Source organism: Thioclava sp. F42-5 (genome assembly GCF_002213195.1).
GTDB lineage: Bacteria > Pseudomonadota > Alphaproteobacteria > Rhodobacterales > Rhodobacteraceae > Thioclava > Thioclava nitratireducens.
This window is the reverse complement of record NZ_NBNZ01000002.1, coordinates 97,810-122,144: the sequence shown is the minus strand read 5'-3', so window position 1 is coordinate 122,144 and position 24,335 is coordinate 97,810. Positions and strand designations below refer to the sequence as shown.

The following is a 24,335-nucleotide window of genomic DNA, read 5'->3' as shown; positions in this document are numbered from 1 at the left end:
GCCGGTTTCGCTTTAGCACAACCTTCGGCGTGCATCCTCGACAAGGCGGCGGGCGACCTGCGCCGCCGTGGACACCGTGTCGCCGCCGGAACGGGACGAGAGAGGCGCGGCGACCGGCAAGGCCGCGAAACGGTCGCTGAGCCTTGCGCGCGCTTCCTGCCTGGCGATGTCGGCGATGGCGTCTGCATCACAGCGAAGCGCCTGCTGAATTCGCTCGGCCACCCCCGAGCAGGGTCCCGCCCCGTCGCCCTCAGAGGGACAGTCAAAGCCGCAGGCACAACCGAAATGCTGGGGCATTTGTGAGATATTGCGCAGACGCCGCTGCGCAGCACGGATGCGATCGCAGGCCGCGTCGCGTTGGTCGGCGCGCAGGGCAAGCTCCAGCGGCATGGTCTCTGCCACGGTCGCCCGCTCCTCCTGAAGCCCCTCGGCGGCCGTGCGCAGCGCCGCCGCAGTGTCCGCCTCCGCCGTTTCGGCATCGTCGAGGCAGCCCGAAATCATCTCGTCCAGGCAGGCGACCCGATGCCGCGCGATCAACTCGGCGACCTCGGCGAAGGCGAGATCGGACACCGCCTGCCGTAACTCCTCCAACGCGCGTTCGACCGCGCAATCGCCCGGCCCGTGCAGCGCAGTCAATGCGCGCTGTTCAAGCGCGAGTGACGCGGACCCGAATTCCTGTCCAACCATGGCGGCATCCCCTTTCTGGTAACCGCTTCAGGCTGGCACAACGGAATGAACGAAAGGTGAACTTTCGCTCACCTTTCGCCGCCTCATCGAATTTTCAGAGATTTCTCAGTCGTTTGACCGAAGCGCCTTGGTGAGAGCCGGGAACATTTCAGCATTCGACGCGATCACCGAACCCGATTCGAGAACGTCGCGCCCCTCGCGCACTGCTTCCACGAAACCGCCCGCTTCTTTCACGAGAAGAATGCCCGCGGCCATGTCCCAGGCGTTGAGCCCGCGCTCCCAATAGCCCTCGTAGCGGCCCGCCGCGACATAGGCGAGGTCGAGCGAGGCCGCGCCCCAGCGACGAACGCCCGCGCATTGCGGCATCAGCTTCGCAAGGTCCTGCAGCGTCGCCGGAAGGGTCGACTTGCCGCCGAAGGGCACGCCCGTCGCGAAGATCGATTCGATCATCTTGTGACGGCCAGAGACCCGCAGACGCGTGTCGTTCATGTAGGCGCCGAGGCCCTTCTCGGCGAAATACATCTCGTCTTTCGCGGCGTCAAACACCACGGCCGCGATGATTTCGCCCTTATGCTCCAGCGCGATCGAGATCGCCCAATGCGGCAGGCCGTGCAGGAAGTTCGTGGTGCCGTCGAGCGGGTCGACGATCCAGCGGCGGGTCGGGTCATCGCCCGCCTCTTCACCGGTCTCCTCGCCAAGCCAGCCATAGGAAGGGCGCGCGCCGCGCAGCTCGTCCTTGATGATCTTCTCGGCTTCGCGATCGGCCTTCGAGACGAAATCGCCCGGACCCTTCGAGGAGACCTGAAGGTTCTCGACCTCGCGGAAATCCTTGACGAGCGAGCGGCCTGCCTTGCGGGCGGCCTTGATCATCAGGTTGAGGTTTGCGCTGCCTTGCATCTCTGGGCTCCTTCGCGTTTCAAGCGGTCGCCTTACAGGGGTTGCGCGGAAAATCCAAGAGCTTTGGCACGTGAGGCAAACTGAGGAGGGGCTCTGCCCCGCTCGCTGCGCGAGCCCCCGGGATATTCGGACAAGCCCGATGGATCAGGCACGCTGAAGCTTCACCGGCTCGGTGCGTGCAAGCCGCAGGAAATGCGCCATGAAGGGCTGGGTGGCATCCTCGGACCGCGTCGCGGCGTAAAGGCGCTTGGTCAGCCCGTGTTCGGTCACAGGTTTGGTGATGTAGTCAGGCTGGTACTTCACCTCGCGCAGCACCCAGTCGGGCAGCACCGCCACGCCGCGATTCGAGGCGACCAGCATCAGGATCACCGCCGTCAGCTCCACCTGTCGCACGGCTTTCGGCTCCACCCGTGCGGGCGTGAGCAGCTGGGTGAAGATGTCCGAGCGACCGCGGTCGATCGGATAGGTGATCAGCGTCTGATCCGCGAAGTCCTGCGCCTCGATATATGGCTTCGCCGCCAGCGGTGAATTCGCGGCGGCGATGAAGGTCGGCGCGTAGTCGAAAAGCGGATTGAAGGTGACGCCGTCGATCTTTTCCGGATCCGACGATATCACCAGATCGACCTCTTCGCGGCTCAGCGCGGGAAGCGCGTTGAAAGCCAGACCGGGCCGGATATCAACGTCGATATCGGGCCAGGCATGGCGGAAACGCTCCAGCACCGGAAACAGCCAGTCGAAACAGGCGTGGCACTCGATCGCAATATGCAGACGGCCCGCCCGCCCCGACCGCAGCGCGTCGAACTCGGCCTCGGTTGCCGCGATCTCGGGCAGGATGCGTTCGGCCAGCCGCAACAGCTTCTGCCCCGCCGCCGAGAGCTTCAGCGGCTTCGAGCGGCGCACGAACAGCTCCACCCCGGTCTGGTCCTCGAGCCCTTTGATTTGGTGCGACAGCGCCGATTGTGTTATGTGCAGAACGTCCGCTGCCTTCGCGAGCCCTCCGGCATCGTGAATCGCCTTGATTGTGCGCAGGTGACGGAACTCGAGATGCATCTTGCTGTTACACTCATAACCATTTTGAGGATTATGAGTTTGTCTCACAAAGCCCGATCTGGCACAAGAGAGCGAACGAAAGGACAAAATCCCATGACGACGCCCAAGGTCAGTTTCGAATTTTTCCCGCCGAAGACGCTCGATGCGTCGTTCCGGCTGTGGGAAACCGCGCAGGTTCTGGCACCGCTCAAACCCGAGTTCACCTCCGTGACCTATGGCGCGGGCGGCACGACGCGCAAGCTGACCCACGAGGCGGTGGGGACCATCCACAAGAATTACGGCCTCAATGTCGCCGCCCACCTGACCTGCGTGGAAGCGACCAAGGCTGAGACTATGGAAATCGTGGACGCCTATGCCGAGGTCGGCGTGACCGAGATCGTGGCGCTGCGGGGCGACCCGCCGCAGGGTGCCAAGCATTTCACGACGCATCCCGAGGGCTTCGCCTCTTCGGTCGAACTGATCGAGGCGCTGGCCGAGGATGGCCGCTTCACGATCCGCGCCGGCGCCTATCCCGAGCCGCATCCGGACGCCGCCGACAATATGGCCGATGTGCGCTGGCTCAAGCGCAAGGTCGAGGCGGGTGCGACCTCGGCGATCACCCAGTTCTTCTTCGAGCCCGAGACCTTCTTCCGCTTCCGCGACGCCTGTGAGCGCGAAGGGATCGACGCGAAGATCATCCCCGGCATCCTGCCGATCCAGTCGTGGAAGGGCGCCAAGAAATTCGCGCAAAGCTGCGGCACCTCCATCCCCGCCTGGGTCGAGGAAGCCTTCGAGGCCGCGATCCGCGACGGGCGCGAGCATCTTCTGGCGACCGCGCTGTGCACCGAGCTGTGCGACAAGCTGATCGAGGGCGGCGTGGAAGACCTGCATTTCTACACGCTCAACCGGCCCGGCCTGACCCGCGACGTCTGCCACGCGCTGGGTGTGACGCCCGATACGGTGCTGGAGAAAGTGGCCTGAAAGGGCACTCAAATGGATTGAACGAAGGGGCCCGGCTGGGCCCCTTTTCTTTTTTGGTCGTGATGCGTCACGCGTCTGACGCTTGTCGCAACGCCCACACCACCGCCGAGAAGACGCTCAGGAAATCGCGCCGGTCGTGATAATGTTTACCCAGCGGAAACCAGTTCAAATCTGCCGACGAGATCGCGCCGATGACTGGCGTCCGTTCTAGGGAGGTAACACATGGGACGTTTCGTGATCACGGGGAGCTTCTCTCCTCAGGCCATAAAGGGCTTCATGGACAGCCCGACGGACCGATGGGAGACCATCGACGCGTTGATAAAGGCGGCTGGGGGGAAACTGGAAAGCTACTACATAACCACCGGTCCGAGTGACTTTTTGATCATCGCCACGGGCGACGACATGAAGAAGGTGCTGCCGGCGATCATGGCCGCCGCTGGCTCGGGGTCATTGTCGAAGGTGCAGACGCAGGAGGCCTTCACGACCGCCGACTTCAAGGAGATGCAGAAGGCTGCGGCCGGCATCCGTTCGAACTTCGTGCCGCCGGGCAGTTAAGGCCACTTCGGTCGCAGGTCGACACCTACCTCCCCTTTCCTTTCCGCTCGGCGACGATAGCTTAGTGCCGACCCGGAAAAGGACCCGAAGATGCCCGACCAATATTTCGCCGAAGGCCCCGAAGATTTCCTCCCGCTCGAGGAGGTGCTTTCGATGTCGGGGCTCGACTACGTTCGCAAGATGGTGACGGGCGACGTTCCCTCGCCCACCGTGCAGAAGCTGATGGCCTATCGGATCACCGAGGCCGAGGAAGGCCGCGTCGTCTGCCGCGGGACGCCGGGCCATCCGCAGACCAACGGCTATGGCGGCATTCACGGCGGCTGGTATGCGATGATGCTAGATACGGTGATGACCTGCTCGGTGATCACCGGACTGAAGAAGGGGCAGACGCAGACCACGCTCGAATTCAAGGTGAACCTGATCCGCGCGATCAAGCCCGGCACCGAGGTGATCGGCGTGGGACAGCTCGATCACATCGGCCGGTCAACCGGCGTCGCGCGGGGTGAGATCCGGGGCGCCGAGGATGGACGCCTCTACGCGACCGGCACCGCCACCTGTTTCGTCATGACGCCTGACCTCTGAGACAGGCTCGGACCGGCGCGCGAGACGACGGATTTCGGGACGCAGGATGCGCGGCCTGAAAATCGCGCGCGAGCCTTCGGGCAAGACCACGCTCTCATGCAGCCCTTCAGAGGGGTCGCGCCCCACGACGCGCGGCGCGCGCAGCCAGAACAGCTTGCCCCAGCCAGTCCAGGTGCCGACCGAGGGCGCATTCGGATCGCGCGGGAACTCCGCCTGCCAACCGGGCGGCAGGCTCAGACCCAGCGATTCCGCCCGCTCCAGCATCCACACGAGCGGAATATTGGCGAGCGGGCGCGCATCCGCGAAATGCCCGAGCATTCCGCCGATATCGCCATGGGCGCCGCGAAACCAGCGCTGCTCGATCCGGGTGGCGGAAGAATCGGCGTCGGAAGCGCCCTCGTCGCTTTCCCACACCAGCGGTTCCAGCACAGAGCGCCGCTCGTCGAGCGCGAGCGCCTGAAACCCGTGGTGCACATGGTCGCTCAGGTGGTGGTCGTGAAAGCGCACGCGCTCCTCGTTGACGATCCAGAAGAACGGCACGCGAATGCCCAGCGCCTGAACCGTATCAAAGGCGCCGACCATCTCGATCTCGACATTCTCGTGGCACAGGCTGTTGCGGAAGCTTTGCAGGACGTCCGCGGGCGTCTCTTCCTCGTAGTGGCGCCATGCAAGCCGCGTGTTGCGTTCGATCGCATGCTCCGGGCGCAACAGACCGATCCGCCCGATCATCCCCGCCAGCGAGCGCGCAGCGAAGCCGCCCCGGGAATAGCCGATCAGGAAGATGCGGTCGCCCGGGCGGTAGCGCATCGCGAGCCAGCCATAGGCGCGGGAGATCTGCTGATTCACGCCCCAGCCGAACCAGACATCCGACATGTCGTGCCAATCGCGCCAGCGCAGGCCGCGCCCGTAATAGACCGAGACTTTCGGCGCCGCCCGGCGCAGGAAGCGGTAGATCAGCCCGATTGAGGTCAGCCGGTCGGCGCGCAGCGAGCCGAGCGTCCCGTCGAGCAACACGACATGATCGACCGGACCACGGCCCGCGCCTGCCGCCGAGCGCGCCTCGGCCCGTTCCGGGCTGCGGCGGCGCAGGGCAGAGATCACACGCTCGAAGAGACCGCGCATATCAGCGCTCCACATAAGTTGGGCTTATACTATCCAATGTAGGATAAGTTTCACTTATCTTCAGGGGTAATCGCGGCAGTTTGTTGACCCGATCGTGCCCACCGCGCTTTTTCGGACCGCGCGCACGGGGTTTTCCTTGTCGCCTGCGCGGGCTAAACAGCCCTCAAGCCGAGCCAAGGATGCCTGACATGACGATGGACAAGACTTTCGATGCCGCGAGCGCCGAGCCGCGGATCTACGCGAAATGGGAAGAGGCCGGAGCCTTCAAGGCCGGGGCCAACGCGTCGCGCGACGAGACCTTCTGCGTGATGATCCCGCCGCCCAACGTGACGGGCGCGCTGCATGTGGGCCACGCCTTCAACAACACCGTGCAGGATATCCTCGTGCGCTGGCACCGGATGCGCGGCTTCGACACGCTCTGGCAGCCGGGACAGGACCATGCGGGTATCGCGACCCAGCTGATGGTCGAGAAGGAACTGGCCAAGACAGGTCAGCCCAAGCGCATCGAACTCGGCCGTGAGAAATTCCTCGGGAAGGTCTGGGAGTGGAAAGGCGAATACGGCTCGACCATCATCAACCAGCTCAAGCGTCTGGGCTCGAGCTGCGATTGGTCGCGCAACGCCTTCACCATGTCGGGGGCTCCCGGCGCGCCGGAAGGCAACGAGGGTAACTTCCATGACGCCGTGATCAAGGTCTTCGTCGACATGTACGAGAAGGGCCTGATCTATCGCGGCAAGCGGCTGGTGAACTGGGATCCCCATTTCGAGACCGCGATCTCCGATCTCGAGGTCGAGAATATCGAAGTCGCCGGTCACATGTGGCACTTCAAATACCCGCTCGCGGGCGGCGAGACCTATACCTATGTCGAGAAGGACGAAGAGGGGAACGTCGTCTTCACGGAAGAGCGCGACTACATCTCGATCGCGACGACCCGCCCCGAGACGATGCTGGGCGACGGCGCTGTCGCGGTGCACCCGTCCGATGAGCGTTACGCGCCGATCGTCGGCAAGCTCTGCGAAATCCCGGTGGGCCCGAAAGAGCATCGCCGCCTGATCCCGATCATCACCGATCAATATCCCGATCCCGAATTCGGCTCGGGCGCGGTGAAGATCACCGGCGCGCATGACTTCAACGACTACATGGTCGCCAAACGCGGCGGCATCCCGATGTATCGCCTCATGGACACCAAGGGCGCGATGCGCGCCGACGGGCTGTCCTACGAGGAATGCGCGGCCCGCGCGATGGAGATCTCCCGCGGCGCGGATTTCACCGAGGCAGAGATCGACGCGCTCAACCTCGTGCCCGAGGAGCTGCGCGGTCTCGACCGGTTCGAGGCGCGCGAAGCCGTGATCCGTCAGATCACCGAGGAAGGCCTCGCGGTGACGACCACGAAGACCGTCACCGACGAAGACGGCGTTGAGACCGAAACCACCGTTCCGTATGTCGAAGACAAGCCGATCATGCAGCCCTTCGGTGACCGCTCGAAAGTGGTGATCGAGCCGATGCTGACCGATCAGTGGTTCGTCGATGCCGAGCAGATCGTCGGCAAGGCGCTCGACGCGGTGCGCAACGGCGACACCGTGATCATGCCCGAAGCGGGCGAGAAAACCTATTTCCACTGGCTGGAAAACATCGAGCCCTGGTGCATCTCGCGCCAGCTCTGGTGGGGCCACCAGATCCCGGTCTGGTACGGTCTGGACATGGAAGCGCCCGACTTCCGCGATGACGAAGGCGATGGCACGATCGACCTCGTGGAGATGGGCCGCCTGCTCGTCGAGACGAAGATGGTCCATCGCGACGACCGCTACCACTGCGCCTCGGACTTCGAGAGCGTCATCGGCTGGTTCAAGGCGCAGAATGCCGAGCTGCCGACGCCGCTCAACGTGGCGCGCATCGTTGAAGTGGAAGATCGCCACAAGGCGATCGAAGTGCTCGCCGCGAGCCTCGCGCAATACGAGATGACCGAGGACCCGACGCAGCTCGTCTACCCGGTCTGGCGCGATGCCGATGTGCTCGACACCTGGTTCTCGTCGGGCCTCTGGCCGATCGGCACGCTGGGCTGGCCCGAGGATACCGAGGAGATGCGCAAGTATTTCCCGACCGATGTCCTCGTGACCGGCTTCGACATCCTGTTCTTCTGGGTGGCGCGGATGATGATGATGCAGCTGGCCGTGATGGATCAGGTGCCCTTCCACACCGTCTACCTGCACCAGCTCGTCCGTGACGAGAAGGGCAAGAAGATGTCGAAGACGACGGGCAACGTGATCGACCCGCTCGAGATCATCGATGCTTACGGCGCGGACGCGCTGCGCTTCACCAATGCCGCGATGGCGGCGATGGGCGGCGTGCTGAAGCTCTCGGAAGAGCGCATCAAGGGCTATCGCAACTTCGGCACGAAGATCTGGAACGCGACACGCTTCGCCGAGATGAACGGCGTGTTCGAAGGGCCGGTCGTGACCGAGATCCCGCAGCCGACGCATACGGTGAACCGCTGGATCATCGGCGAGACCGCGAAGATCCGTGAGCAGGTGGACGAGGCCTTCGCCGCATACCGCTTCAACGACGCGGCGCTGGGGCTTTACGGTTTTGTCTGGGGCAAGGTCTGCGACTGGTATGTCGAATTCGCCAAGCCCCTGTTCGATGGCGAGCATGCCGAGGAAACCCGCGCCACGATGCGTTGGGTGCTCGATCAGTGCTACACGCTGCTGCACCCGATCATGCCCTTCATCACCGAAGAGCTGTGGGAGCTGACCGCGCCGCAGGGCGACCGCGCGAAGATGCTCGTCCATGCCGACTGGCCGGATTACAAAGCCGCCGATCTGGTGGATGAGGCCGCCGACCGCGAGATGAACTGGGTGATCGAACTGATCGAGGCGATCCGGTCGTCGCGCACCCAGATGGGCGTGCCGGTGGGTCTGAAACTGCCGATGGTTCTGGCCGAGGCCGATGACGCGGCGCGCGCAGCGCTCGCCAATAACGAGGCGCTGATTTTCAAGCTGGCCCGCATCGAAAGCATCACCGAGGGACCGATCCCGAAAGGCGCGATCTCGATCCCAGCGCAGGGCGCGCTGTTCGGTCTGCCGCTGGAAGGCGTGATCGACATCGCCAAGGAGAAGGCGCGTCTGGAGAAGGCTCTGGGCAAGATGGAGAAGGAAATCGGCGGCATGAAGGGCCGTCTGAACAATCCGAAATTCATCGCCAATGCCGATCCCGACGTGGTCGTGGAAACCCGCGAAAACCTCGCCCGCGCCGAGGAAGAGGCCGAGAAGGTGCGTCAGGCCGTGGCGCGTCTGGCCGAGCTGGGCTGAGCGAGGCCTTTAGCGATCAGGGCCGCGCCTGACCCTCGGGTGGGCGCGGCCCCGGGGCCGGTCGTCCCGCGCCGTGAGCTGAGCGGAGACCTTACTCCGACACTTCCTTCATCGTGAACGCCACGCCCGAGGCGACCACGCAGATCCCCGCATAGACGATCAGCACCATATCCGGCCCCGCCATCGCGAGCGCCGAACTCGCCGCGCCGAAGGCCAGCAGCATCACCCCCACGGTCGTGTTGGACACCGCCGTATAGGCCGCGCGGTCATCCTTGGGCGACATATCCACGAGGTAGGTCGAGCGGCCCAGCCGCACCCCCTGATAGCCGATCATCAGCCCGAACAGCGCCACCGGCGAGGCCCAGATCGTGCCCATCAGCCCCGACCAACTCAATCCCACCGCAAGCGCCAGGAACGCGGCGGCGACCAGCCCGGTGAAGATCAACACCTTGCGCGAAGAGCGATCCGCCAGCCGCCCCCAGATGTAGGAGCTCACCAGCGAGGCCAGCGCCGAGGCCAGCACCATCGCCCCCAGGGCGCCGAACCGGTTATCGCCCGCCTGCGCCGCGAGCAGCACGATATAGGGCGGCGCGAGCGCGGTCGGCAGCAGCAGCACCCGCGCGAACACGAACTTGCCCAGATCGGCGTCCTTCCACAGCAGGCTCAGCTCGGACAGGCCGATGCTGGCCTTGTCTTCGCCCGGCTGGTCTTCTTCCGTCAGCGTCGAGAACAGCGCCGCCGCCGCGACCCACAGCACGGCCGCCAGCGAGATCGCCCCGATCACGAGGCTCATCCGCTCCACCATGCCGGTCATCAGGATGATCGCGAACAGGATCACCCCGGCGGCCGAGACGCTCGTCGCGATCCCGGTCGTCGTGCCGCGCCGCGTCCGGTCGACCGTCTTGCCCAGCACATCCTTGTAGCTCACCGAGGACAGCGAGCGCGCAATGGCCAGCACGCCCAGCGCGGCGAGCATCGCAAGCCCCGCGGCCATCCCCTGCATCGTCAGCGCAATCACCACGATCGCCGCCGCCGCCAGCCCCTGGATCATGCTACCGGCGGCCCAGGCCCATTTGCGCTGCGGCATCTTGCGGACATGCGGTGCGGTGAACAGCTGCGGCAATAGCGAGCCCGCCTCGCGCACCGGCACCAGCCAACTGACCAGAGCGGCGGGCGCGCCCACCGCCTGCATGAGCCAGCTGAGCACCAGCTTCGGGTCGATAAGCCCGTCTGCCAGCTTGGTCATCGACAGCGATCCGACATGGCGCAAAAAACTGCCGGGTTCGTGCTTGGCGGCGGTGTCGCTCAGCTCTTTCACGTTCCCCGGCGCATCGCCGGTCAGCGTTTCGAATAGGGAGGAGGAGAAAGAGGTGTCGCTGGCGCTCATCGGCTGGCTTCCCGAACTTATGTCATTTCACGATATTACGCAGGGAAAAGCGCTTGGCCCAGTCCCCGGTTCCGCCGCGAGGAACCGATCGACGCAGCCTCTTGCCGCATCCGCGCTTTGCGCTTACGCCTGTAGCCATGACCGGACCTCGTTACACCCGCCTGATCGACAGCCTTCCCGCCACCGTGCCCTTCGTCGGGCCCGAGGAACACGAGCGCCTTGCCGGTCGCCGCTTCACTGCGCGGCTCGGAGCCAACGAGAACGGCTTTGGCCCCTCGCCGCGGGCGATTTCCGCGATGGCGGCTGCGGCAGGCGATGCCTGGAAATACGGCGACTCGACGAGCTTCGATCTGCGTACGGCGATTGCCGCGCATCACGATGTCGCGGTCGAGAACGTTCTGGTCGGCGAAGGGATCGACGGGCTTCTGGGCTACCTGTGCCGCCTGATGATCGAACCGGGCGATCCCGTTGTCACCTCGGAAGGTGCCTACCCGACGTTCAACTACCATGTCGCGGGCTTCGGCGGGGTGCTTCACAAAGTGCCCTATGCCGGGGATCACGAAGACCCGCATGCGCTGATCGCGAAGGCCGCCGAGGTGGGCGCGAAGCTCGTCTATATCGCCAATCCCGATAACCCGATGGGCACGCATCATCCGCGCGAGACGATCGAGGCGATGATCGACGCGGTGCCGGATGGCACGCTGATGGTGCTGGACGAGGCCTATGTGGAATTCGCCGACGACGGGACCGAGGCGCGCATCGCGGCCGACGATCCCCGAGTGATCCGGATGCGGACCTTCTCGAAGGCCCATGGTCTGGCGGGCGCGCGCGTGGGCTATGCGCTTGCGGCCCCCGGCCTGATCGCGGCTTTCGACAAGATTCGCAATCATTTCGGCATGTGCCGCATCTCTCAGGCAGGCGCGCTGGCCGCGCTGCAGGACAAGACGTGGCAGGCCTACATGCGTCTCCTCGTGGCAGGCGCACGCGACCGGATCGACGAGATCGCGCGCGAGAACGGGCTGAGCACCCTGCCCTCGGCCACGAATTTCGTCGCCGTGGACTGCGGACAAGATGGTGATTTCGCGCGGGCCGTGCTGCAGGAACTGGACGCGCGCGCGGTGTTCGTGCGGATGCCCTTCGTCGCCCCGCAAAACCGCTGCATCCGCGTCTCGGTCGGGCCCGAAGCCGAGCTCGACGCCTTTGCCGCGGCCCTCCCTGACGCGCTGAAAGCCGCCCGCGCGCGCTGATCTGCGCGCCCTCCCGGACACAAATCCGCCTACCAAATCGGCAAAAAAGCACCGGCGTCAGCACGTCTCGCCGCAAGGTGAATTGCGCCGACTCGAGGCCGGGCCCATGTTTTGCTCGACAACAGGAGCAGACACATGAGCCGCAAGATCCGCAACGCCCGTATCGCAATGTTGAGCCCGCTGGCCTTCGCGTTGGCCTTCGGCGCCTATGCAGGCAACACCCAGACCAGCCGCGAGATGCGGCTGTCGTCCTCGCGCACCGAGGCGCCGCAGGTCTCGCGGGAAGCCTCGGAAGAGGTCGAACAGCTCACCGACTGGCTGGAGCGTCACGGTCAGGCCTGACCGGCGCCTTTCGCGATCGCACCAGCCGCCGCGGCGATGCCGCCGGGGTTGTGCGGGATTTTCAGCGCCTGCATCCCGGCCTCCATCGTCGCCAGCGCGCCCAGCGTCATATGGGCGTTCACATGGCCCATATGGGCGACCCGCAGGAAATCGTTGGCCTCGGGCGTGCCGGGTTCGGCCATGCCGAGCCCGATGCCGAGCGTCACCCCCGCCTCGCGCTCCAACCAGCTGCGCAGCCGCTGCGCATTGCCCGCGCCGATCCGCGCTGCCGTCACCGAATGGGCGCGATGGGCCGGGTTGGCGATGTTGAGCGCGATATCCCCTTCCTGCCCCCAGGTCTCGAAAGCAGCCCAGACGGCGGAGGCGAGCGTCGCGTGACGCGCCCAGACATGGGTGAGCCCCTCTTCCTCGAGGATCATCTTGAGCGACTCGTCGAGGCCGAAGAGGTGATGCGTCGGGGCGGTGCCTCCGAAATACTGGTAGACCATCTCGGGGAAGGCGCGCGGCTGCCAGTCCCAATAAGGCGTGACCATATCGGCCTCGCGGCTCGCCGCCAGCGCCTTGTCGGAGAACCACACAAAGCCCAGACCCGGCGGCACCATCAGCCCCTTCTGGCTAGCGGCGACCATCACATCGACGCCCCAATCGTCCATCCGGAACTCGTCGCAGGCGAGCGAGGCGATGCAATCGACCATCAGCAGCGCCGGATGCCCCGCTGCGTCGATCGCCGCACGGATCGCCGCCACGTCGTTGACCACGGAAGTCGCGGTATCGACATGGGTCAGCAGCACGGCCTTGATCTCGTGATCCTTGTCGGCGCGCAGGGCCTCTTCGACGCGGGCCGGATCGGCGGGCGCCTTCAGGCCGAATTCCAGCCGCTCCACATGAACGCCCATCGTCGCCGCGTTACGCGCCCAGATATTGCCGAAGCGCCCTGTCACGAGGCTCAGCGCCTTATCCCCGCGCGAAAAGACGTTCGCGATCGAGGCCTCCCATGCACCGTGGCCGTTGGCGATGTAGATCGCGACATGGGACGACGACATTGCCACCCGCCGCAGATTCGCCGCGACCCGCACCGAGATCTCCTCGATCTCGCCCTCATAGATGTTGGGCGCCGGGCGATGCATCGCGGCCAAAACGCGGTCGGGCATCGTCGAGGGTCCGGGAATTGCGAGGTAGGGGCGACCTTGGGCAAGGCTCATCGGGTATCTCCGTCTGGCACAACGAATAATCGGTAATGCCGTCCGCGTGCGGCGTCAATCTCGCGCCCGGCTTGCACGCAGGCCCCGTCTCGCGGTAATTCACGGACTTAACCGCGCGCTCGAGAGGCGCGCCTATCGCATGGTGCCTCGTGGCCAAGACTGCAAACCCTTACACGTCGAAACACCTCGCCGGCCGGATGTGGCGCGATTATCTGCGCAAGCACTGGCCGATGATCGGGGTGTCGATGGTCCTTCTGATGATCGAAGGCTCAACGCTGGGCGCACTGAGCTGGATGCTCAAACCGCTCTTCGACAAGGTCTTCGTGCAGGGCGAGAGCGAGTTGATCTGGTGGGTCGGCGCCGCGATCTTCGGGCTGTTCGTGGTCCGGGCGACGACTTCGGTGGCCTCGCGCACGGTGATGACCAGCGTCTCGCTTCGCACCTCGAGCGACATGCAGACCGATCTGTTCCGCCACATGCTGCGGCTCGACCAGCGCTTCTACCAGGCCAATCCGCCCGGCGCGCTGATCGAACGGGTGCAAGGCGATACGAGCGCAGTGCAGAACGTCTGGAAGATCTTCATTTCCAGCACCGGGCGCGATGCGGTCTCGCTGATCTCGCTGTTCGCCGTTGCGGTCGCCATCGATCCGGGCTGGACCATGGGCGCCGTGATCGGCGCGCCGCTTCTGATCCTGCCGGTCGCGATGGCGCAGCGCTACATTCGCCGCAAAACCCGGCAGATGCGCGAAAGCTCCTCCGACCGCGCGACTCGGCTCGACGAGGTGTTCCACGGTATCGCTGCGGTGAAGCTCAACGGGATCGAGGACTATCAAGCGGGGCGCTTCGCGCGGCTGGTGGACGAGGTCCGCATCGCGCAGATCAAGACCACCTTCATCTCGGGGCTGGTGCCCGCGATGATCGACATCATCACCGGGCTTGGCTTCTTCTTGGTACTGATCCTCGGCGGTCAGGAAATCATGGCGGGCGAGCGTTCGGTCGGCGATTTCATGTCCTTCTTCACCGCAATGGCGCTGGCCTTCCAGCCGCTTCGCCGCCTCGCGAATTCGGCGGGCTCTTGGCAGACGGCGGCGGCGAGCCTCGAGCGGATCTATCGCCTGTTCGATACCGAACCGTCGATCACCTCGCCCGCGCACCCCGCCGCCCTGCCCGAGACCACGCGGATCGAGTTCGACGGCGTACATCTGCATTACGGCGACAAGCATGTCCTGCGCGGCCTCAGCTTCGTGGCGGAGCCCGGCCAGACCACCGCACTCGTCGGCCCTTCGGGCGCGGGCAAGACCACCGTGTTCAACCTGCTGACCCGGCTCGTCGATCCCGATAGCGGACGCATCACTCTGGGCGGCACGCCGCTGAGCGATCTCGGCCTTGCCGAACTGCGCCAGCATTTCTCGACCGTGTCGCAGGACTCGGCTCTCTTCGACGAGACGATCCGCGAGAACGTCCTGCTCGGCCGGCAGGAGGTCGATCCCGACCATATCCAGACCGCGCTCGAAGCCGCGCACGTGACCGAGTTCACAGACCTTCTGCAGAACGGCATCAATACCGGCGCAGGCCCGCGCGGCTCGGCGCTCTCGGGCGGACAACGGCAAAGGGTCGCGATTGCGCGCGCCGTGCTGCGCGACGCGCCGATCCTGCTGCTCGACGAGGCGACCTCGGCGCTTGACACCGTCTCCGAGGCAAAGGTGGCGCAGGCGCTCTCGGAGCTCAGCGAGGGCCGCACGACGCTGGTCATCGCCCACCGCCTGTCGACCGTGCGCAACGCCGACAAGATCGTCGTGGTGGTTGAAGGTCAGGTCGTCGAACAGGGCACGCATGACGAACTGCTGGCCAAGAACGGGCCCTATGCGGGGCTGTGCCGGATGCAGCTTCTCGATTGAGTTGGCATTCCCGCCCCGGCTGCCTACATGGGCGGGGAAAGGAGACCTCCATGGCCGAGCGCATTCTCTACGAGATCACTGGCACGGATCGCGAGCACTTCCTGCAAGGGCTGGTGACGAACGACGTGCGCCACGTGAAAGACGGGCTGGTCTATACCGCCCTGCTGACGCCGCAGGGAAAATACCTTGCCGATTTCTTCTTGCTTGCGCGAGGCGACGCGATCGTCATCGATATCGACGAAAGCATCGCCGAGGCGACGATCAAACGACTGGGCATGTACAAGCTCCGCGCCGACGTCGCGATCGCGCCCTCGGATCTCAAGGTCTACCGCGGCACAGGTCCGGCACCCGAGGGCGCGCTAACCGATCCACGCCATCCCGACATGGGCTGGCGGCTTTACGGCGACGAGGCGGGCGATGACGGCACCGATTGGGATGCGATCCGGGTCGAGCACTGCATCCCCGAGACCGGTATCGAACTGACCCCCGACACTTTCATCCTCGAAGCCGGGTTCGCTCAGCTGAATGGCGTCGATTTCCGCAAGGGCTGCTATGTCGGGCAAGAGGTCACGGCGCGGATGAAGCACAAAACAGAGCTGCGCAAAGGCTTCGTCACCGTAGGTGTCGAAGGGCCCGCGGAACCGGGTACCGAGATTACCTCCGAAGATCGCAGCGTGGGGCGTCTTTTCACGCGTTCGGGCGATCGCGCGATCGCCTATCTGCGCTTCGGGCGCGCCAATGGCGAGTTGTCGGCTGGCGAGGCCGTGGTCACTTATTTATGACCGCCGCGGATCAACTGTTTCGAAAAGCGCAAGCCCCACGGCGGAGATTTGCGGAACATCGTGACGCAGAGGAAACGACGATCGGCCGCACCTGGGGCACCAAAGGTTTTTTCGCTGCGCCCATTCCGTAAACTTGTAATGTTTACAGAATATTAACCGGATCTTGATGCGATACGGGTTTCGCGCTTCGCGAATGACAGCCCTTGAATTTCGGGCGCCCGCGCTTAATTCGCGTTCAATGCGATCCTTCGCGAAGGACCAGGTTTTGGAAACGGGCAAAGGTGCTATGCGTCAAGCGCATAGCTGCCATGTGACCCAAGCCATATCGAATCGGGGGCCGAAAGGCCTAGATGGCCCTCACGCCAGGAAACGCAAGAGCAATAACAAAGGACGGAAGAATGCGCGATTTCGTTGACGGCTCGGCCTTCAATTACGAGCAGGGCCAACGAGCCCGCAAACTGTTCGCCGCTGTGGTCCTCGCGGCCTTGGACGATGCGATTGCAGACGACAAGAAATACGGCAATGGCCCCGAGCAGATCGCCCGCTGGGCACGCTCGCGCGATGGCCGTGAAGTTCTGTCCTGCGCCGGCATCGATCCGAACGAGCGCGTCGTCCGGGGTTTGATGGAATTCGTCGGCAAGGGTGTCCGTACGTCGGTCGCGCTGTCGCGCGAAGAAAGCGAACGCCGCCTCGCCGCGATCTCGGATGAGCACGAGGCCGAAGCGGCCTGATCCTGTCAGGCGCCACGGCGACAGTTGAGTACCCAAAACGGCGCGTCCCTCTGGGCGCGCCGTTTTGAATTTTCAAGGGCAGCTTTGCGCCGAGATTACCGCAATCGGGGCTGAAGCGCATGTTCGCGGGGGCAAACAGCGCGCGATCGTCGCCCCTGCCCCGGCTGTCTTGGCGATGGCGCGAGTCAGTCCAGGTCGCGACTCATCAGCGCGCGCTGCACTTCGCGGCGCACCATCTTGCGCAGATTACGTGTGATCTTCGCGCCAAGTGCGCCTTGCAACTCTTCGCGCAGCATCGCCGAGACGAGCCGACGAAGTTGGGTTTCGTTCATCGATTGCACCGCCGGATGCAGCGGCGCTTCGGGTTGGTCCGGCGTCGACGCGAGTTCAGCCTCGAGCGCGGCGATCTCGTCGGCTTCGGAATCCTCTTCCAGCGTCGCACGCAATTCGGCATAGCTCGAAATACGTGGCTCCGGCTCCGGGATGCGCGCCCCGGCATCGCTGAGATGCAGGCGGCGTGGCGGAGCGGAATCGGTCGGTGGCGCGGTTGTCGCCTCCGGCGCGGCAGCGCCACCCGCGTCCGGTTCCGGTGCAAGATCTTCCCAATCCTGTGCCGAAGGCGCCTCCTCCGGTGTCTCAGCTCCCGGCGGGACATCGAAGCCCAAGAGGGCGTCTGCCCCGATCGGCGTTTCGCCGGGACGAACGTCTTCCGGCTCCCCTTCGTCTGTGTCGGCCGCAGCGAAATCAAGCCCGGCCAAGGGATCGGTTTCGGCAGGCGCGTCGGCATCCTCTGCCGGGAGCGGCTCTGTGATACCTTCGTCCGCGGCCCCAAACTGATCCGGCGATTGCGGCGCGACGAACCCGGCCACGTCCTCCCAATCGGCAGTGGCAAAAGTCTGCTCCGGATCCGCACCTTGGGACCAGACCGGCGTGAAGCTCTCGGGAAGTTCGGTCAGGGGTGCAGTGCCGGCAGGTTCGAACCTGTCGCCTGTCTCGGATTCGAAATCTGAGCCATCGCGCGCGACTTCCGCCTCGAGTTGCGCGAGCGACCCTTCAAGCCGCTTGAGCTCATCGTCGAACCCGCCCTGCTGCAGTTCCGCCTCCGACGGCCAGGGCTCGGCCTCGGCATCGTCGAATTCGGGTTCGAAATTCTGCGGCTTCCGTCGTGCCTCGGACAGTGGCGCGGGCGCCTCGGCCCCGGCAGGCGCGGCGGCCTTCTCCGGCTGGTCCTGCGCGAAATCCTGCGGTTCGGCCGCCTCTTCTTCAGGCGTCACTCCCGGCGCGGACCATTCGAGATCATGGATGTCGCCCTTCGGCTCCGCCTGCGTGTCGGAGACGAGATGCGCGGGCGTCAGAACCAGCGGATCGGGGGCCGCACGCTCGGCCTTGGAGGCCGGATAACTCTCGGCCATACGCGGGCTGTCCTGCGACACCAGTCGCCGGATCGATGCCAGCACATCTTCGATTTCAGGTCTGGGTCGGGTATCAGCCATAATCACTCCATCCTGCAGCGCGCACGCGCGCCTGTCCAGCCGTGACGGATCCGAAACTGCGAGGGACACCCGGAGGCTGCGATACCCGCGCCACTATGGCGCGGCGGGCGGGCCCCAAGAGCCCGCCGGAACACCGGTTGGTCGTTACTGGCCGATGGCCTTGAGCACACGATCCAGACGCTTGCCCTGCGGGCTGAGCGTAAGGGGCGCGGTGCGGACCGCATTGTAATAAGCCGCGGGATCATAGGTCGGAATTCCAAGCTTCAGGTTTTCTACCGTCAACAGCCCCATAGCGGACAAAAGTTGATAATCAGCTACCTGCAGCGTGGCGGCCGCGTCGATCCGTCCGGCCTGCGCATCAAGCAGATCCTGTTCTGCCGAGAGCACGTCGAGCGTGGTACGGGCGCCCAGAAGCGCCTCTTCCTTGACGCCCTGATAGGCGGTACGCGCTGCGGTGATCTGCTGGTCATAAGCCGAGATCTGCGCCTTCGCGATGTCGATCGCCGACCAGGCATTGGCCACGTTCTGCGCGACCGTCACGCCGGCCTGGCTGAGTTGTGCACGGGCCGACTGGTCGTTCGCCACGGCTTGGCGCTGTGCCGAGAGAAGCGCACCGCCGGAATAGAGCGTCTGGCTCATTTCGATCCCGGCGGACTGCGTCTGGATGCCCTGCTCTTCCTGCTTCAGGCCGAGCGAACCGGTGATTTTCGGCAGACGATTGGCGCGGGCGTAATCAACGCCGAGGTCATAGACCGCAACAGTGTGCTGCAGTTGCTTGATGCTCGGATGGCTGCGTAGGGCGATATCGCGCGCGGCATCCAGCGAGCCCGGCAGCGAGGGCCGCTTCGGGAACGCCGCGAGATTGCTCGGGTAGTGCCCGGTCGCGGCCTTGTAGGCCTCGCGCGCGGAACGCAGCTTGCCCTGTGCCGCGGCGAGCGACGCGCGGGCGGAAGCCAGCTGCGCCTGTGCGAGCGAGACGTCGGTCTTGGTGACTTCACCCACTTCGAACCGGTCGTTCGACGCCTTGAGTTCCTCGTTCAGGACGCGCGCGGAATTCTGGTTGATCGCAACCTGCTCGGAGGCCGACTTCACATCCGAATAGGCCTGGATCGCTGCCAGAAGCACGTTCTGCTCGACCGAACGCAGCCCCTCGCGGGTGGCGAGCACGGTCTCTTTCTTCATCGAGACATTCAGCTTGTTACGGCCGAAATCGAACAGCGTCATCGACGCGCCGAGCGTGGTCGAGGCTTTTTGCGAGATCGTGCGCGTGGCGTCGGCATTGAGGTAATCGTAGCTCGCGGTCCATTGCAGGACCGGGCGCAGATTCGCGACGGCTTGCGCGACGTCTTCATCCGCGGCCCGCAGCGCAGCACGGTTCTGCTCCAGCAGGTTCGAATGGCGATAAGCAGAGACCAGCGCGTCGGCCAGCGTCTCGGCCCCGGCCGTGATCGGCGCCATGGCGGTCGCCGCGACCAAAGCGGTCCATGTCAGTGTCTTGCGCAGCATCGAATGCCCCTCGTTTTCCTGTATCGCCACAGATGCAGGAGTCCCTCTGCCGCCGGGCGCAATTACTTTAAGTTTATCGGCTCGCCGCTCGATTGCATATCCTGCAAAACAGCTAGCCTATTCGATGTGCCTTTCAGAGCACGAATTCACGCGGCTGCACGAAGCCCGGAAGGACCGGTGCGGTGCCATTGAACAGGTCGCGCCAGCTCATCGCTCCGTCGATCTTGTAGCCGATCCGAGCGATGCCGAGGGCGCCTTCCATGAAAATCGCGGCGATCCGACCGCCTTCCTTGAGCTGCTCGATCAGCGCGGGCGGAATGGCTTCCACTGCGCCTTCGATCAGAATTGCGTCATAGGGGCCGTGCTGCGCCGCACCCTCGGTCAGCGCGCCGGTCACGACGGCGACATTGTCGGCCCCGGCCTCGGCCAGCGCGGCCTCCGCCTGCGACGCCATGTCCCCGTCTTCCAGCGCGACGACTGCCTCGGCCATCCGCGCGATCACCGCCGAGGAATAGCCGAGCCCCGCGCCCACATCGAGCACCAGATCGTCGGGCTGAATGTCGAGCGCGTCGAGCATCTTCGCGAAATTGCGCGGCTCGAGCAGAACCCGGCCCGGTGCCAGTTCGAGGTTTTCCCCGATATAGGCGGCTTCGCGCTTGGCCGCGGGCACGAATTGCTCGCGCGGCACATGCAGCATCGCCGCGATGATCGGGAATTTGGTCACGTCGTTGGGGCGGACCTGCGTGTCGACCATCACGGTGCGGCGCGTAGCGAAATCTTGCATGTCGAGAACTCTTCGGTAGCAAACCCTTGTGGGCGGTTTTGCCACAGAAGCAGGGCCTGAGCAAGTTATGCGAGAGCCAGATCCGACCTGCCGTCGCGCTCAGGGGCGATGGCGCCCGCGCACAATGCATCTCGGGCGCAACTCGCCTCTTGCGCGGGCGCTTGCGATACCGTATCTGACGGCCACACCACGGTGGCGAGTTGGCGGAGTGGTGACGCAGCGGATTGCAAATCCGTGTACACCGGTTCGATTCCGGTACTCGCCTCCACCTTTCCCCGAAAAATTCAGTTTTCGCCCACGGGGCGACTCCCGACAGAGCCTGCCCCCGATCGCGGCGACGAGGGCGGAATACGAAGGCCCCGCCTCTTTCGAAGCAGGGCCGGCTATCTCTCCGTTAAACCGATGAGTTTTCAGAGCGCGCACGTGGTCAGCGAAACCTGACAGCCTTCGAGCCCCCCGTGCAGTTGCACCCCCACCGGCAGAGGCTGCGGGCCGATGCGCGCGCCGGTGACGATGCAATGCTCCGCCCGCAGCCCCGGCCCGATCACGGCGGCGCGCTCGGCGAGGAAGCCGAGGAAGGACACGATCTCGGAAAGTGACATCCCAGCGGCCATTTCAGGCGGCTCGGCAGGCACGCCGATCGCAAGCGGCAGGCGCGACAGGTCACGGGTTTGCCAATCGGGCATCTCATCTCCAATGACGATCGCCCGGTTCGAGAACCGATCCGCCATCTGTGCCAGCGGCGGCTGCTTTTCGAGCGTGGTGAAGCGCGACTGAAGCACTTCGAAGGCGACATGAACGCTGCCGATCGCTTCCAGAATCTCGTGAGATTTGGCCTCGGGCGAAATATCGGCACGCAGCCGCACCGCGATTTCCAGTTCGAGCCGCGCATGGGGCGCGACGGCAAGGGTCGCACCCGAGCGATGGATCGCACGACCCAGAACCGGGGCGCAGGACAGGTCCTGCCCGCCCAGCAGCGCGTGTTTCCAGCCCCCCACGGGGCCGAGATGGCGCAGGCTCTCGGCCTGCACGGCATAGGCTTCCGCCGGCGTGACCGGCAGCGGGGTCAGCGCCTCGAGCGTCTCGCCGTCATTCGCGGCAGCCAGCGCCTCTGCGGCGCTTGCGATCTGGTCACGCTGCATGGTGTGCAACCTCTTCTTTCATGGCATCGCGCGGGATGATCGCGCCGGGATGACGGACGACTCGGCTTGCGAGACGCGCACCGTCGAGAATTGCGGCCTCCAGCGTTTTACCGCGCTGCAGGGCCGAGAGGAGAGCGGCATCGAAACTGTCGCCTGCCGCAGTCGTGTCGACAGCCGCGACGGGATCGGGCAGCGCAACGCGCAGCGTCGCCCCCGATGCGTCGCGCGCGAGCACCGCGCCGCCGCCCGTCGTCAGCACGATGGCGCCCGCTGCGTGTTTCTCGCAGCGCGCCATGATCGCCTCGGGGTCGGTCTCGTTCCAAAGCGCCGCGAGATCGTCGAGCGAGGGCAGCGCGAGGCTCGTCACTGCCAAGGCGCGCTCGGTCCACTCCGCCGCCTCGGCCCTGTCACGCCAGAGCCGCGGGCGGTAATTCGTGTCATAGGCGACGGTGATCCCGCGCTGGCGCAGCGCGTCCAACTCCGCCAGCAAACGGCTGCGCGCCGTGTCGGGAAGGATCGCCAAGGTGATGCCCGAGAACAAAAGGACGCGTGCCTGACCGAGCGCCGCGACCTCATCCCCGTCGGCGCCGAACATCCGGCGCGCCGGCGCCTGATCGCGCCAATAGGTAAAGCTGCGCTCGCCCGTGGCATCGGTGGCGATGAAGCTCAGCCCCGGGCTGCCATCGGCCTCGGACCCGATCGCCTCGATCTCGACCCCCTCCTGCGCGATCGTATCGCGCATCCAGCGGCTCATCCCGTCCGAACCGAGCCGCGAAAGGTAGCCCACCCGCAGATCGGGCCGCAGCCGCGCGAGGTAGATCGCCGCATTCAGCGTGTCGCCCCCAAGCCGGCGGTGGAACAGATCGGGCGTTGCAGGGTCGTTTGTGAACTCGGCGAGAGGCTCGCCGATGCAGAGAAAGTCCAGCATGCAAGGCTCCGATCAGGCGGGCCCTACCGGGCTCGGAAGCGGGGCTCCGGCCAGATAGGCGTCGATATTCGCGATCACCAGCTGCGCCATCGCGCGTCGCGCCTCGTTCGTGGCCGAAGCGATATGTGGCGTGAAAAGCGTGTTCGGCGCGCGCAAAAGACCGTCCTCCGCCCCATCGGGCGCGACAGGTTCGACCTCGAATACATCGAGCGCGGCAGAGCCGAGCGTGCCGCCATGCAAGGCCGCAGCCAGCGCCGCGCTGTCGACGACCGAGCCGCGCGCGACATTGACCAAGGTGCCTTCGGAGCCGAGCGCCTCTAACACCGGCGCATCGACAATATACCGCGTCTCAGGCGTGGCCGAGAGCGTGACGAACAGGACGTCACTTTCGGCGGCCAGCGTCCGGGCGTCGGGGCGCCATGCCTCGGGGGCGTCATCATGGGGCTTGCGGGCATGATAGATCACATCAACCCCCAGCGCGCGCAGCATATCCGCCAGTACGCGCCCGATCCGGCCATAGCCGAGAATACCCGCACGGCAACCGGTCAGCGCCTGACCGAGCCGCGGTTTCTGTCCGTTCGACCAACCGCCCGAGCGAAGCAACCGCTCGCCCTCACCGATCCGCCGCCGCACCGAGATAGCGAGACCCAGCGCCAGTTCGGCCACTGCCTCCGACAGCACGTCGGGCGTGGTCGTCACATGGATGCCGCGCGCGGCCGCCGCATCCAGATCGACCGCATCGGTGCCGACGCCATTGACCGCGATCAGACGCAGGTCGGGAAATTCGGCGATCTCCTCGCCGGAGAGGCCGCGCGCGCCGCTGGTCAGCACGATCTCGATGCCCTCGCGCGCTGTGGCATCGCGGGTGACCGAATGCTCGGCACAGAACGCTTCCATCATGTCGGCGGGCTTCAGTTCGATCAGCGCGAGGATCGACGGGGTGGGTTTGGCATCATCACTCATGAGATCTGCCCCAGGAAGTTGCGCAGACGCTCCGACTTCGGATTGCCGAAGAACTCTGCCGGCGGCCCCTCTTCGATGATCGCGCCCTGCTCCATGAAGATCACACGATCGGCGACGGCACGGGCGAAATCCATCTCGTGGGTGACGCAGAGCATCGTCATGCCTTCACGGGCGAGGTCGATCATCGTGTCGAGCACCTCCTTGACCATCTCAGGGTCGAGCGCCGAGGTCGGCTCGTCGAACAGCATGATCCGCGGCTCCATGCAGAGCGCCCGCGCAATCGCGACCCGCTGCTGCTGACCGCCCGAAAGCTGGGCGGGAAATTTGTCCGCCTGCTCGGGGATCTTCACGCGCTCCAGATACTTGCGCGCGGTCGCCTCCGCCCCGGCCTTGTCCGCCCGCCGCGTCTTGAGTGGCGCGAGCGTGCAGTTCTGCAGCACGGTCAGGTGGGGAAACAGGTTGAATTGCTGGAAGACCATCCCGACTTCGCGGCGCACCTTGGCGACGTTCTCGCCGCCTGCCGTCAGCTCGATCCCGTCGACGGTGATCGTGCCATCCTGAATCTCTTCGAGCTGGTTGAGCGTGCGGATCAGGGTCGACTTGCCGGAGCCGGACGGACCGCAGATCACGATCCGCTCGCCTTGTTCGACCGTCAGATCGATCGACTTCAGCGCCTGAAACGCACCGAAGAACTTGGTGACGCCGCGCATCTCGACGGCGGGCTGCTGTGCTTGTGTCATGGGATGCCTTGTAGGGTGACCCGGCGCAG

22 protein-coding genes and 1 tRNA gene are annotated in these 24,335 nt (G+C 65.1%); 10 read left to right on the top strand and 13 right to left on the bottom strand.

From position 1 onward, the window contains the following. Positions 1-12 precede the first annotated feature (12 nt). The 3 genes from B6V74_RS05830 to B6V74_RS05820 form a co-directional block, all read right to left on the bottom strand. Positions 13-636, bottom strand: a complete 624-nt coding sequence (locus B6V74_RS05830; RefSeq protein WP_146694523.1) for a hypothetical protein — start codon at positions 634-636, stop codon at positions 13-15. Positions 637-792: 156 nt separating this feature from the next. Further along, complete coding sequence (locus tag B6V74_RS05825; RefSeq protein WP_075773887.1) at positions 793-1,584, bottom strand: inositol monophosphatase family protein; 792 nt, start codon at positions 1,582-1,584, stop codon at positions 793-795. A gap of 144 nt (positions 1,585-1,728) precedes the next feature. After that, positions 1,729-2,634, bottom strand: coding sequence for a LysR family transcriptional regulator (locus tag B6V74_RS05820; protein WP_075773886.1), 906 nt, complete (start codon positions 2,632-2,634; stop codon positions 1,729-1,731). A gap of 93 nt (positions 2,635-2,727) precedes the next feature. Between B6V74_RS05820 and metF the strand changes: the two genes are divergently transcribed. From metF to B6V74_RS05805, 3 genes are all read left to right on the top strand, one after another. Then, positions 2,728-3,594 (top strand): methylenetetrahydrofolate reductase [NAD(P)H], encoded by an 867-nt coding sequence (gene metF / locus B6V74_RS05815; RefSeq protein ID WP_088722260.1) that lies wholly within the window; start codon positions 2,728-2,730, stop codon positions 3,592-3,594. A gap of 222 nt (positions 3,595-3,816) precedes the next feature. Beyond that, entirely contained in the window at positions 3,817-4,149 is a 333-nt protein-coding gene (locus tag B6V74_RS05810; protein WP_088722259.1) for a GYD domain-containing protein, read from the top strand. 90 nt (positions 4,150-4,239) lie between these two features. After that, positions 4,240-4,731 carry a PaaI family thioesterase gene (locus tag B6V74_RS05805; RefSeq protein WP_075773883.1) on the top strand — a complete coding sequence of 164 codons (492 nt, stop codon included), beginning with the start codon at positions 4,240-4,242 and terminating at the stop codon, positions 4,729-4,731. On the opposite strand, the gene B6V74_RS05800 is transcribed toward B6V74_RS05805, so the two are convergent. Then, positions 4,633-5,853: a DUF2235 domain-containing protein gene (locus tag B6V74_RS05800; RefSeq protein ID WP_088722258.1), complete on the bottom strand. Its 1,221-nt coding sequence runs from the start codon at positions 5,851-5,853 to the stop codon at positions 4,633-4,635. The two genes, B6V74_RS05805 and B6V74_RS05800, sit on opposite strands and share 99 nt — an antisense overlap. Before the next feature lie 188 nt (positions 5,854-6,041). Between B6V74_RS05800 and B6V74_RS05795 the strand changes: the two genes are divergently transcribed. Next, on the top strand, positions 6,042-9,161 hold the full coding sequence (locus B6V74_RS05795; RefSeq protein ID WP_088722257.1) for a valine--tRNA ligase: 3,120 nt from the start codon (positions 6,042-6,044) through the stop codon (positions 9,159-9,161). A 91-nt stretch (positions 9,162-9,252) separates the two neighbouring features. Here the strand turns inward: B6V74_RS05795 and B6V74_RS05790 are convergent, their stop codons facing one another. Beyond that, on the bottom strand, positions 9,253-10,548 hold the full coding sequence (locus B6V74_RS05790; protein ID WP_088722256.1) for an MFS transporter: 1,296 nt from the start codon (positions 10,546-10,548) through the stop codon (positions 9,253-9,255). 137 nt (positions 10,549-10,685) lie between these two features. Here B6V74_RS05790 and B6V74_RS05785 point away from each other — a divergent pair, with 137 nt between their 5' ends. Together B6V74_RS05785 and B6V74_RS05780 are read left to right on the top strand one after the other, a co-directional pair. Then, entirely contained in the window at positions 10,686-11,795 is a 1,110-nt protein-coding gene (locus tag B6V74_RS05785) for a pyridoxal phosphate-dependent aminotransferase (RefSeq protein WP_075773879.1), read from the top strand. Between the two features lie 135 nt (positions 11,796-11,930). Next, positions 11,931-12,137: a hypothetical protein gene (locus B6V74_RS05780; RefSeq protein WP_075773878.1), complete on the top strand. Its 207-nt coding sequence runs from the start codon at positions 11,931-11,933 to the stop codon at positions 12,135-12,137. On the opposite strand, the gene B6V74_RS05775 is transcribed toward B6V74_RS05780, so the two are convergent. Further along, positions 12,128-13,339 carry an aminotransferase class V-fold PLP-dependent enzyme gene (locus tag B6V74_RS05775; RefSeq protein WP_088722255.1) on the bottom strand — a complete coding sequence of 404 codons (1,212 nt, stop codon included), beginning with the start codon at positions 13,337-13,339 and terminating at the stop codon, positions 12,128-12,130. The genes B6V74_RS05780 and B6V74_RS05775 overlap by 10 nt on opposite strands. Before the next feature lie 197 nt (positions 13,340-13,536). Here B6V74_RS05775 and B6V74_RS05770 point away from each other — a divergent pair, with 197 nt between their 5' ends. The 3 genes from B6V74_RS05770 to B6V74_RS05760 all read left to right on the top strand — a co-directional run bounded on the left by B6V74_RS05770 (position 13,537) and on the right by B6V74_RS05760 (position 16,750). Then, complete coding sequence (locus B6V74_RS05770; RefSeq protein ID WP_088719486.1) at positions 13,537-15,237, top strand: ABC transporter ATP-binding protein; 1,701 nt, start codon at positions 13,537-13,539, stop codon at positions 15,235-15,237. Positions 15,238-15,287: 50 nt separating this feature from the next. Next, complete coding sequence (locus B6V74_RS05765) at positions 15,288-16,019, top strand: folate-binding protein YgfZ (protein ID WP_088722254.1); 732 nt, start codon at positions 15,288-15,290, stop codon at positions 16,017-16,019. 398 nt (positions 16,020-16,417) lie between these two features. Continuing rightward, the gene (locus tag B6V74_RS05760) at positions 16,418-16,750 is read left to right on the top strand and encodes a DUF6280 family protein (RefSeq protein ID WP_075773874.1); all 333 of its coding nucleotides are present in this window, start codon (positions 16,418-16,420) and stop codon (positions 16,748-16,750) included. A 185-nt stretch (positions 16,751-16,935) separates the two neighbouring features. Here the strand turns inward: B6V74_RS05760 and B6V74_RS05755 are convergent, their stop codons facing one another. The 3 genes from B6V74_RS05755 to B6V74_RS05745 all read right to left on the bottom strand — a co-directional run bounded on the left by B6V74_RS05755 (position 16,936) and on the right by B6V74_RS05745 (position 20,533). Further along, a complete protein-coding gene (locus B6V74_RS05755; RefSeq protein WP_146694522.1) occupies positions 16,936-18,243 on the bottom strand; it encodes a hypothetical protein in 1,308 nt (435 codons plus the stop codon). Between the two features lie 144 nt (positions 18,244-18,387). Continuing rightward, complete coding sequence (locus B6V74_RS05750; protein ID WP_206185186.1) at positions 18,388-19,749, bottom strand: TolC family outer membrane protein; 1,362 nt, start codon at positions 19,747-19,749, stop codon at positions 18,388-18,390. 133 nt (positions 19,750-19,882) lie between these two features. Then, complete coding sequence (locus B6V74_RS05745; protein WP_088719483.1) at positions 19,883-20,533, bottom strand: protein-L-isoaspartate O-methyltransferase; 651 nt, start codon at positions 20,531-20,533, stop codon at positions 19,883-19,885. A gap of 194 nt (positions 20,534-20,727) precedes the next feature. Here B6V74_RS05745 and B6V74_RS05740 point away from each other — a divergent pair. Further along, a tRNA-Cys gene (locus B6V74_RS05740) sits at positions 20,728-20,801 on the top strand. A gap of 142 nt (positions 20,802-20,943) precedes the next feature. On the opposite strand, the gene B6V74_RS05735 is transcribed toward B6V74_RS05740, so the two are convergent. Genes B6V74_RS05735 through B6V74_RS05720 form a run of 4 tightly spaced genes read right to left on the bottom strand, consistent with a single transcriptional unit; the run spans position 20,944 to position 24,306 of the window. Next, positions 20,944-21,675, bottom strand: coding sequence for a hydratase (locus tag B6V74_RS05735; RefSeq protein ID WP_088722252.1), 732 nt, complete (start codon positions 21,673-21,675; stop codon positions 20,944-20,946). Further along, entirely contained in the window at positions 21,665-22,603 is a 939-nt protein-coding gene (locus B6V74_RS05730; RefSeq protein WP_240497063.1) for a sugar kinase, read from the bottom strand. Before B6V74_RS05730 ends, B6V74_RS05735 begins: the two co-directional genes overlap by 11 nt. Positions 22,604-22,615: 12 nt before the next feature. After that, the gene (locus tag B6V74_RS05725) at positions 22,616-23,566 is read right to left on the bottom strand and encodes an NAD(P)-dependent oxidoreductase (RefSeq protein WP_088722251.1); all 951 of its coding nucleotides are present in this window, start codon (positions 23,564-23,566) and stop codon (positions 22,616-22,618) included. Then, a complete protein-coding gene (locus B6V74_RS05720) occupies positions 23,563-24,306 on the bottom strand; it encodes an amino acid ABC transporter ATP-binding protein (protein WP_075773869.1) in 744 nt (247 codons plus the stop codon). The genes B6V74_RS05725 and B6V74_RS05720 overlap by 4 nt, the downstream gene beginning before the upstream one ends. Positions 24,307-24,335: the final 29 nt, after the last annotated feature.

Bases quoted from the DNA above. Each gene is read 5' to 3' on its own strand.
- B6V74_RS05825 (WP_075773887.1), bottom strand. From the start codon at position 1,584: ATGCAAGGCAGCGCAAACCTCAACCTGATGATCAAGGCCGCCCGCAAG.
- B6V74_RS05820 (WP_075773886.1), bottom strand. From the start codon at position 2,634: ATGCATCTCGAGTTCCGTCACCTGCGCACAATCAAGGCGATTCACGAT.
- metF (WP_088722260.1), top strand. From the start codon at position 2,728: ATGACGACGCCCAAGGTCAGTTTCGAATTTTTCCCGCCGAAGACGCTC.
- B6V74_RS05810 (WP_088722259.1), top strand. From the start codon at position 3,817: ATGGGACGTTTCGTGATCACGGGGAGCTTCTCTCCTCAGGCCATAAAG.
- B6V74_RS05805 (WP_075773883.1), top strand. From the start codon at position 4,240: ATGCCCGACCAATATTTCGCCGAAGGCCCCGAAGATTTCCTCCCGCTC.
- B6V74_RS05800 (WP_088722258.1), bottom strand. From the start codon at position 5,853: ATGCGCGGTCTCTTCGAGCGTGTGATCTCTGCCCTGCGCCGCCGCAGC.
- B6V74_RS05795 (WP_088722257.1), top strand. From the start codon at position 6,042: ATGACGATGGACAAGACTTTCGATGCCGCGAGCGCCGAGCCGCGGATC.
- B6V74_RS05790 (WP_088722256.1), bottom strand. From the start codon at position 10,548: ATGAGCGCCAGCGACACCTCTTTCTCCTCCTCCCTATTCGAAACGCTG.
- B6V74_RS05785 (WP_075773879.1), top strand. From the start codon at position 10,686: ATGACCGGACCTCGTTACACCCGCCTGATCGACAGCCTTCCCGCCACC.
- B6V74_RS05780 (WP_075773878.1), top strand. From the start codon at position 11,931: ATGAGCCGCAAGATCCGCAACGCCCGTATCGCAATGTTGAGCCCGCTG.
- B6V74_RS05775 (WP_088722255.1), bottom strand. From the start codon at position 13,339: ATGAGCCTTGCCCAAGGTCGCCCCTACCTCGCAATTCCCGGACCCTCG.
- B6V74_RS05770 (WP_088719486.1), top strand. From the start codon at position 13,537: ATGTGGCGCGATTATCTGCGCAAGCACTGGCCGATGATCGGGGTGTCG.
- B6V74_RS05765 (WP_088722254.1), top strand. From the start codon at position 15,288: ATGGCCGAGCGCATTCTCTACGAGATCACTGGCACGGATCGCGAGCAC.
- B6V74_RS05760 (WP_075773874.1), top strand. From the start codon at position 16,418: ATGCGCGATTTCGTTGACGGCTCGGCCTTCAATTACGAGCAGGGCCAA.
- B6V74_RS05755 (WP_146694522.1), bottom strand. From the start codon at position 18,243: ATGGCTGATACCCGACCCAGACCTGAAATCGAAGATGTGCTGGCATCG.
- B6V74_RS05750 (WP_206185186.1), bottom strand. From the start codon at position 19,749: ATGCTGCGCAAGACACTGACATGGACCGCTTTGGTCGCGGCGACCGCC.
- B6V74_RS05745 (WP_088719483.1), bottom strand. From the start codon at position 20,533: ATGCAAGATTTCGCTACGCGCCGCACCGTGATGGTCGACACGCAGGTC.
- B6V74_RS05735 (WP_088722252.1), bottom strand. From the start codon at position 21,675: ATGCAGCGTGACCAGATCGCAAGCGCCGCAGAGGCGCTGGCTGCCGCG.
- B6V74_RS05730 (WP_240497063.1), bottom strand. From the start codon at position 22,603: ATGCTGGACTTTCTCTGCATCGGCGAGCCTCTCGCCGAGTTCACAAAC.
- B6V74_RS05725 (WP_088722251.1), bottom strand. From the start codon at position 23,566: ATGAGTGATGATGCCAAACCCACCCCGTCGATCCTCGCGCTGATCGAA.
- B6V74_RS05720 (WP_075773869.1), bottom strand. From the start codon at position 24,306: ATGACACAAGCACAGCAGCCCGCCGTCGAGATGCGCGGCGTCACCAAG.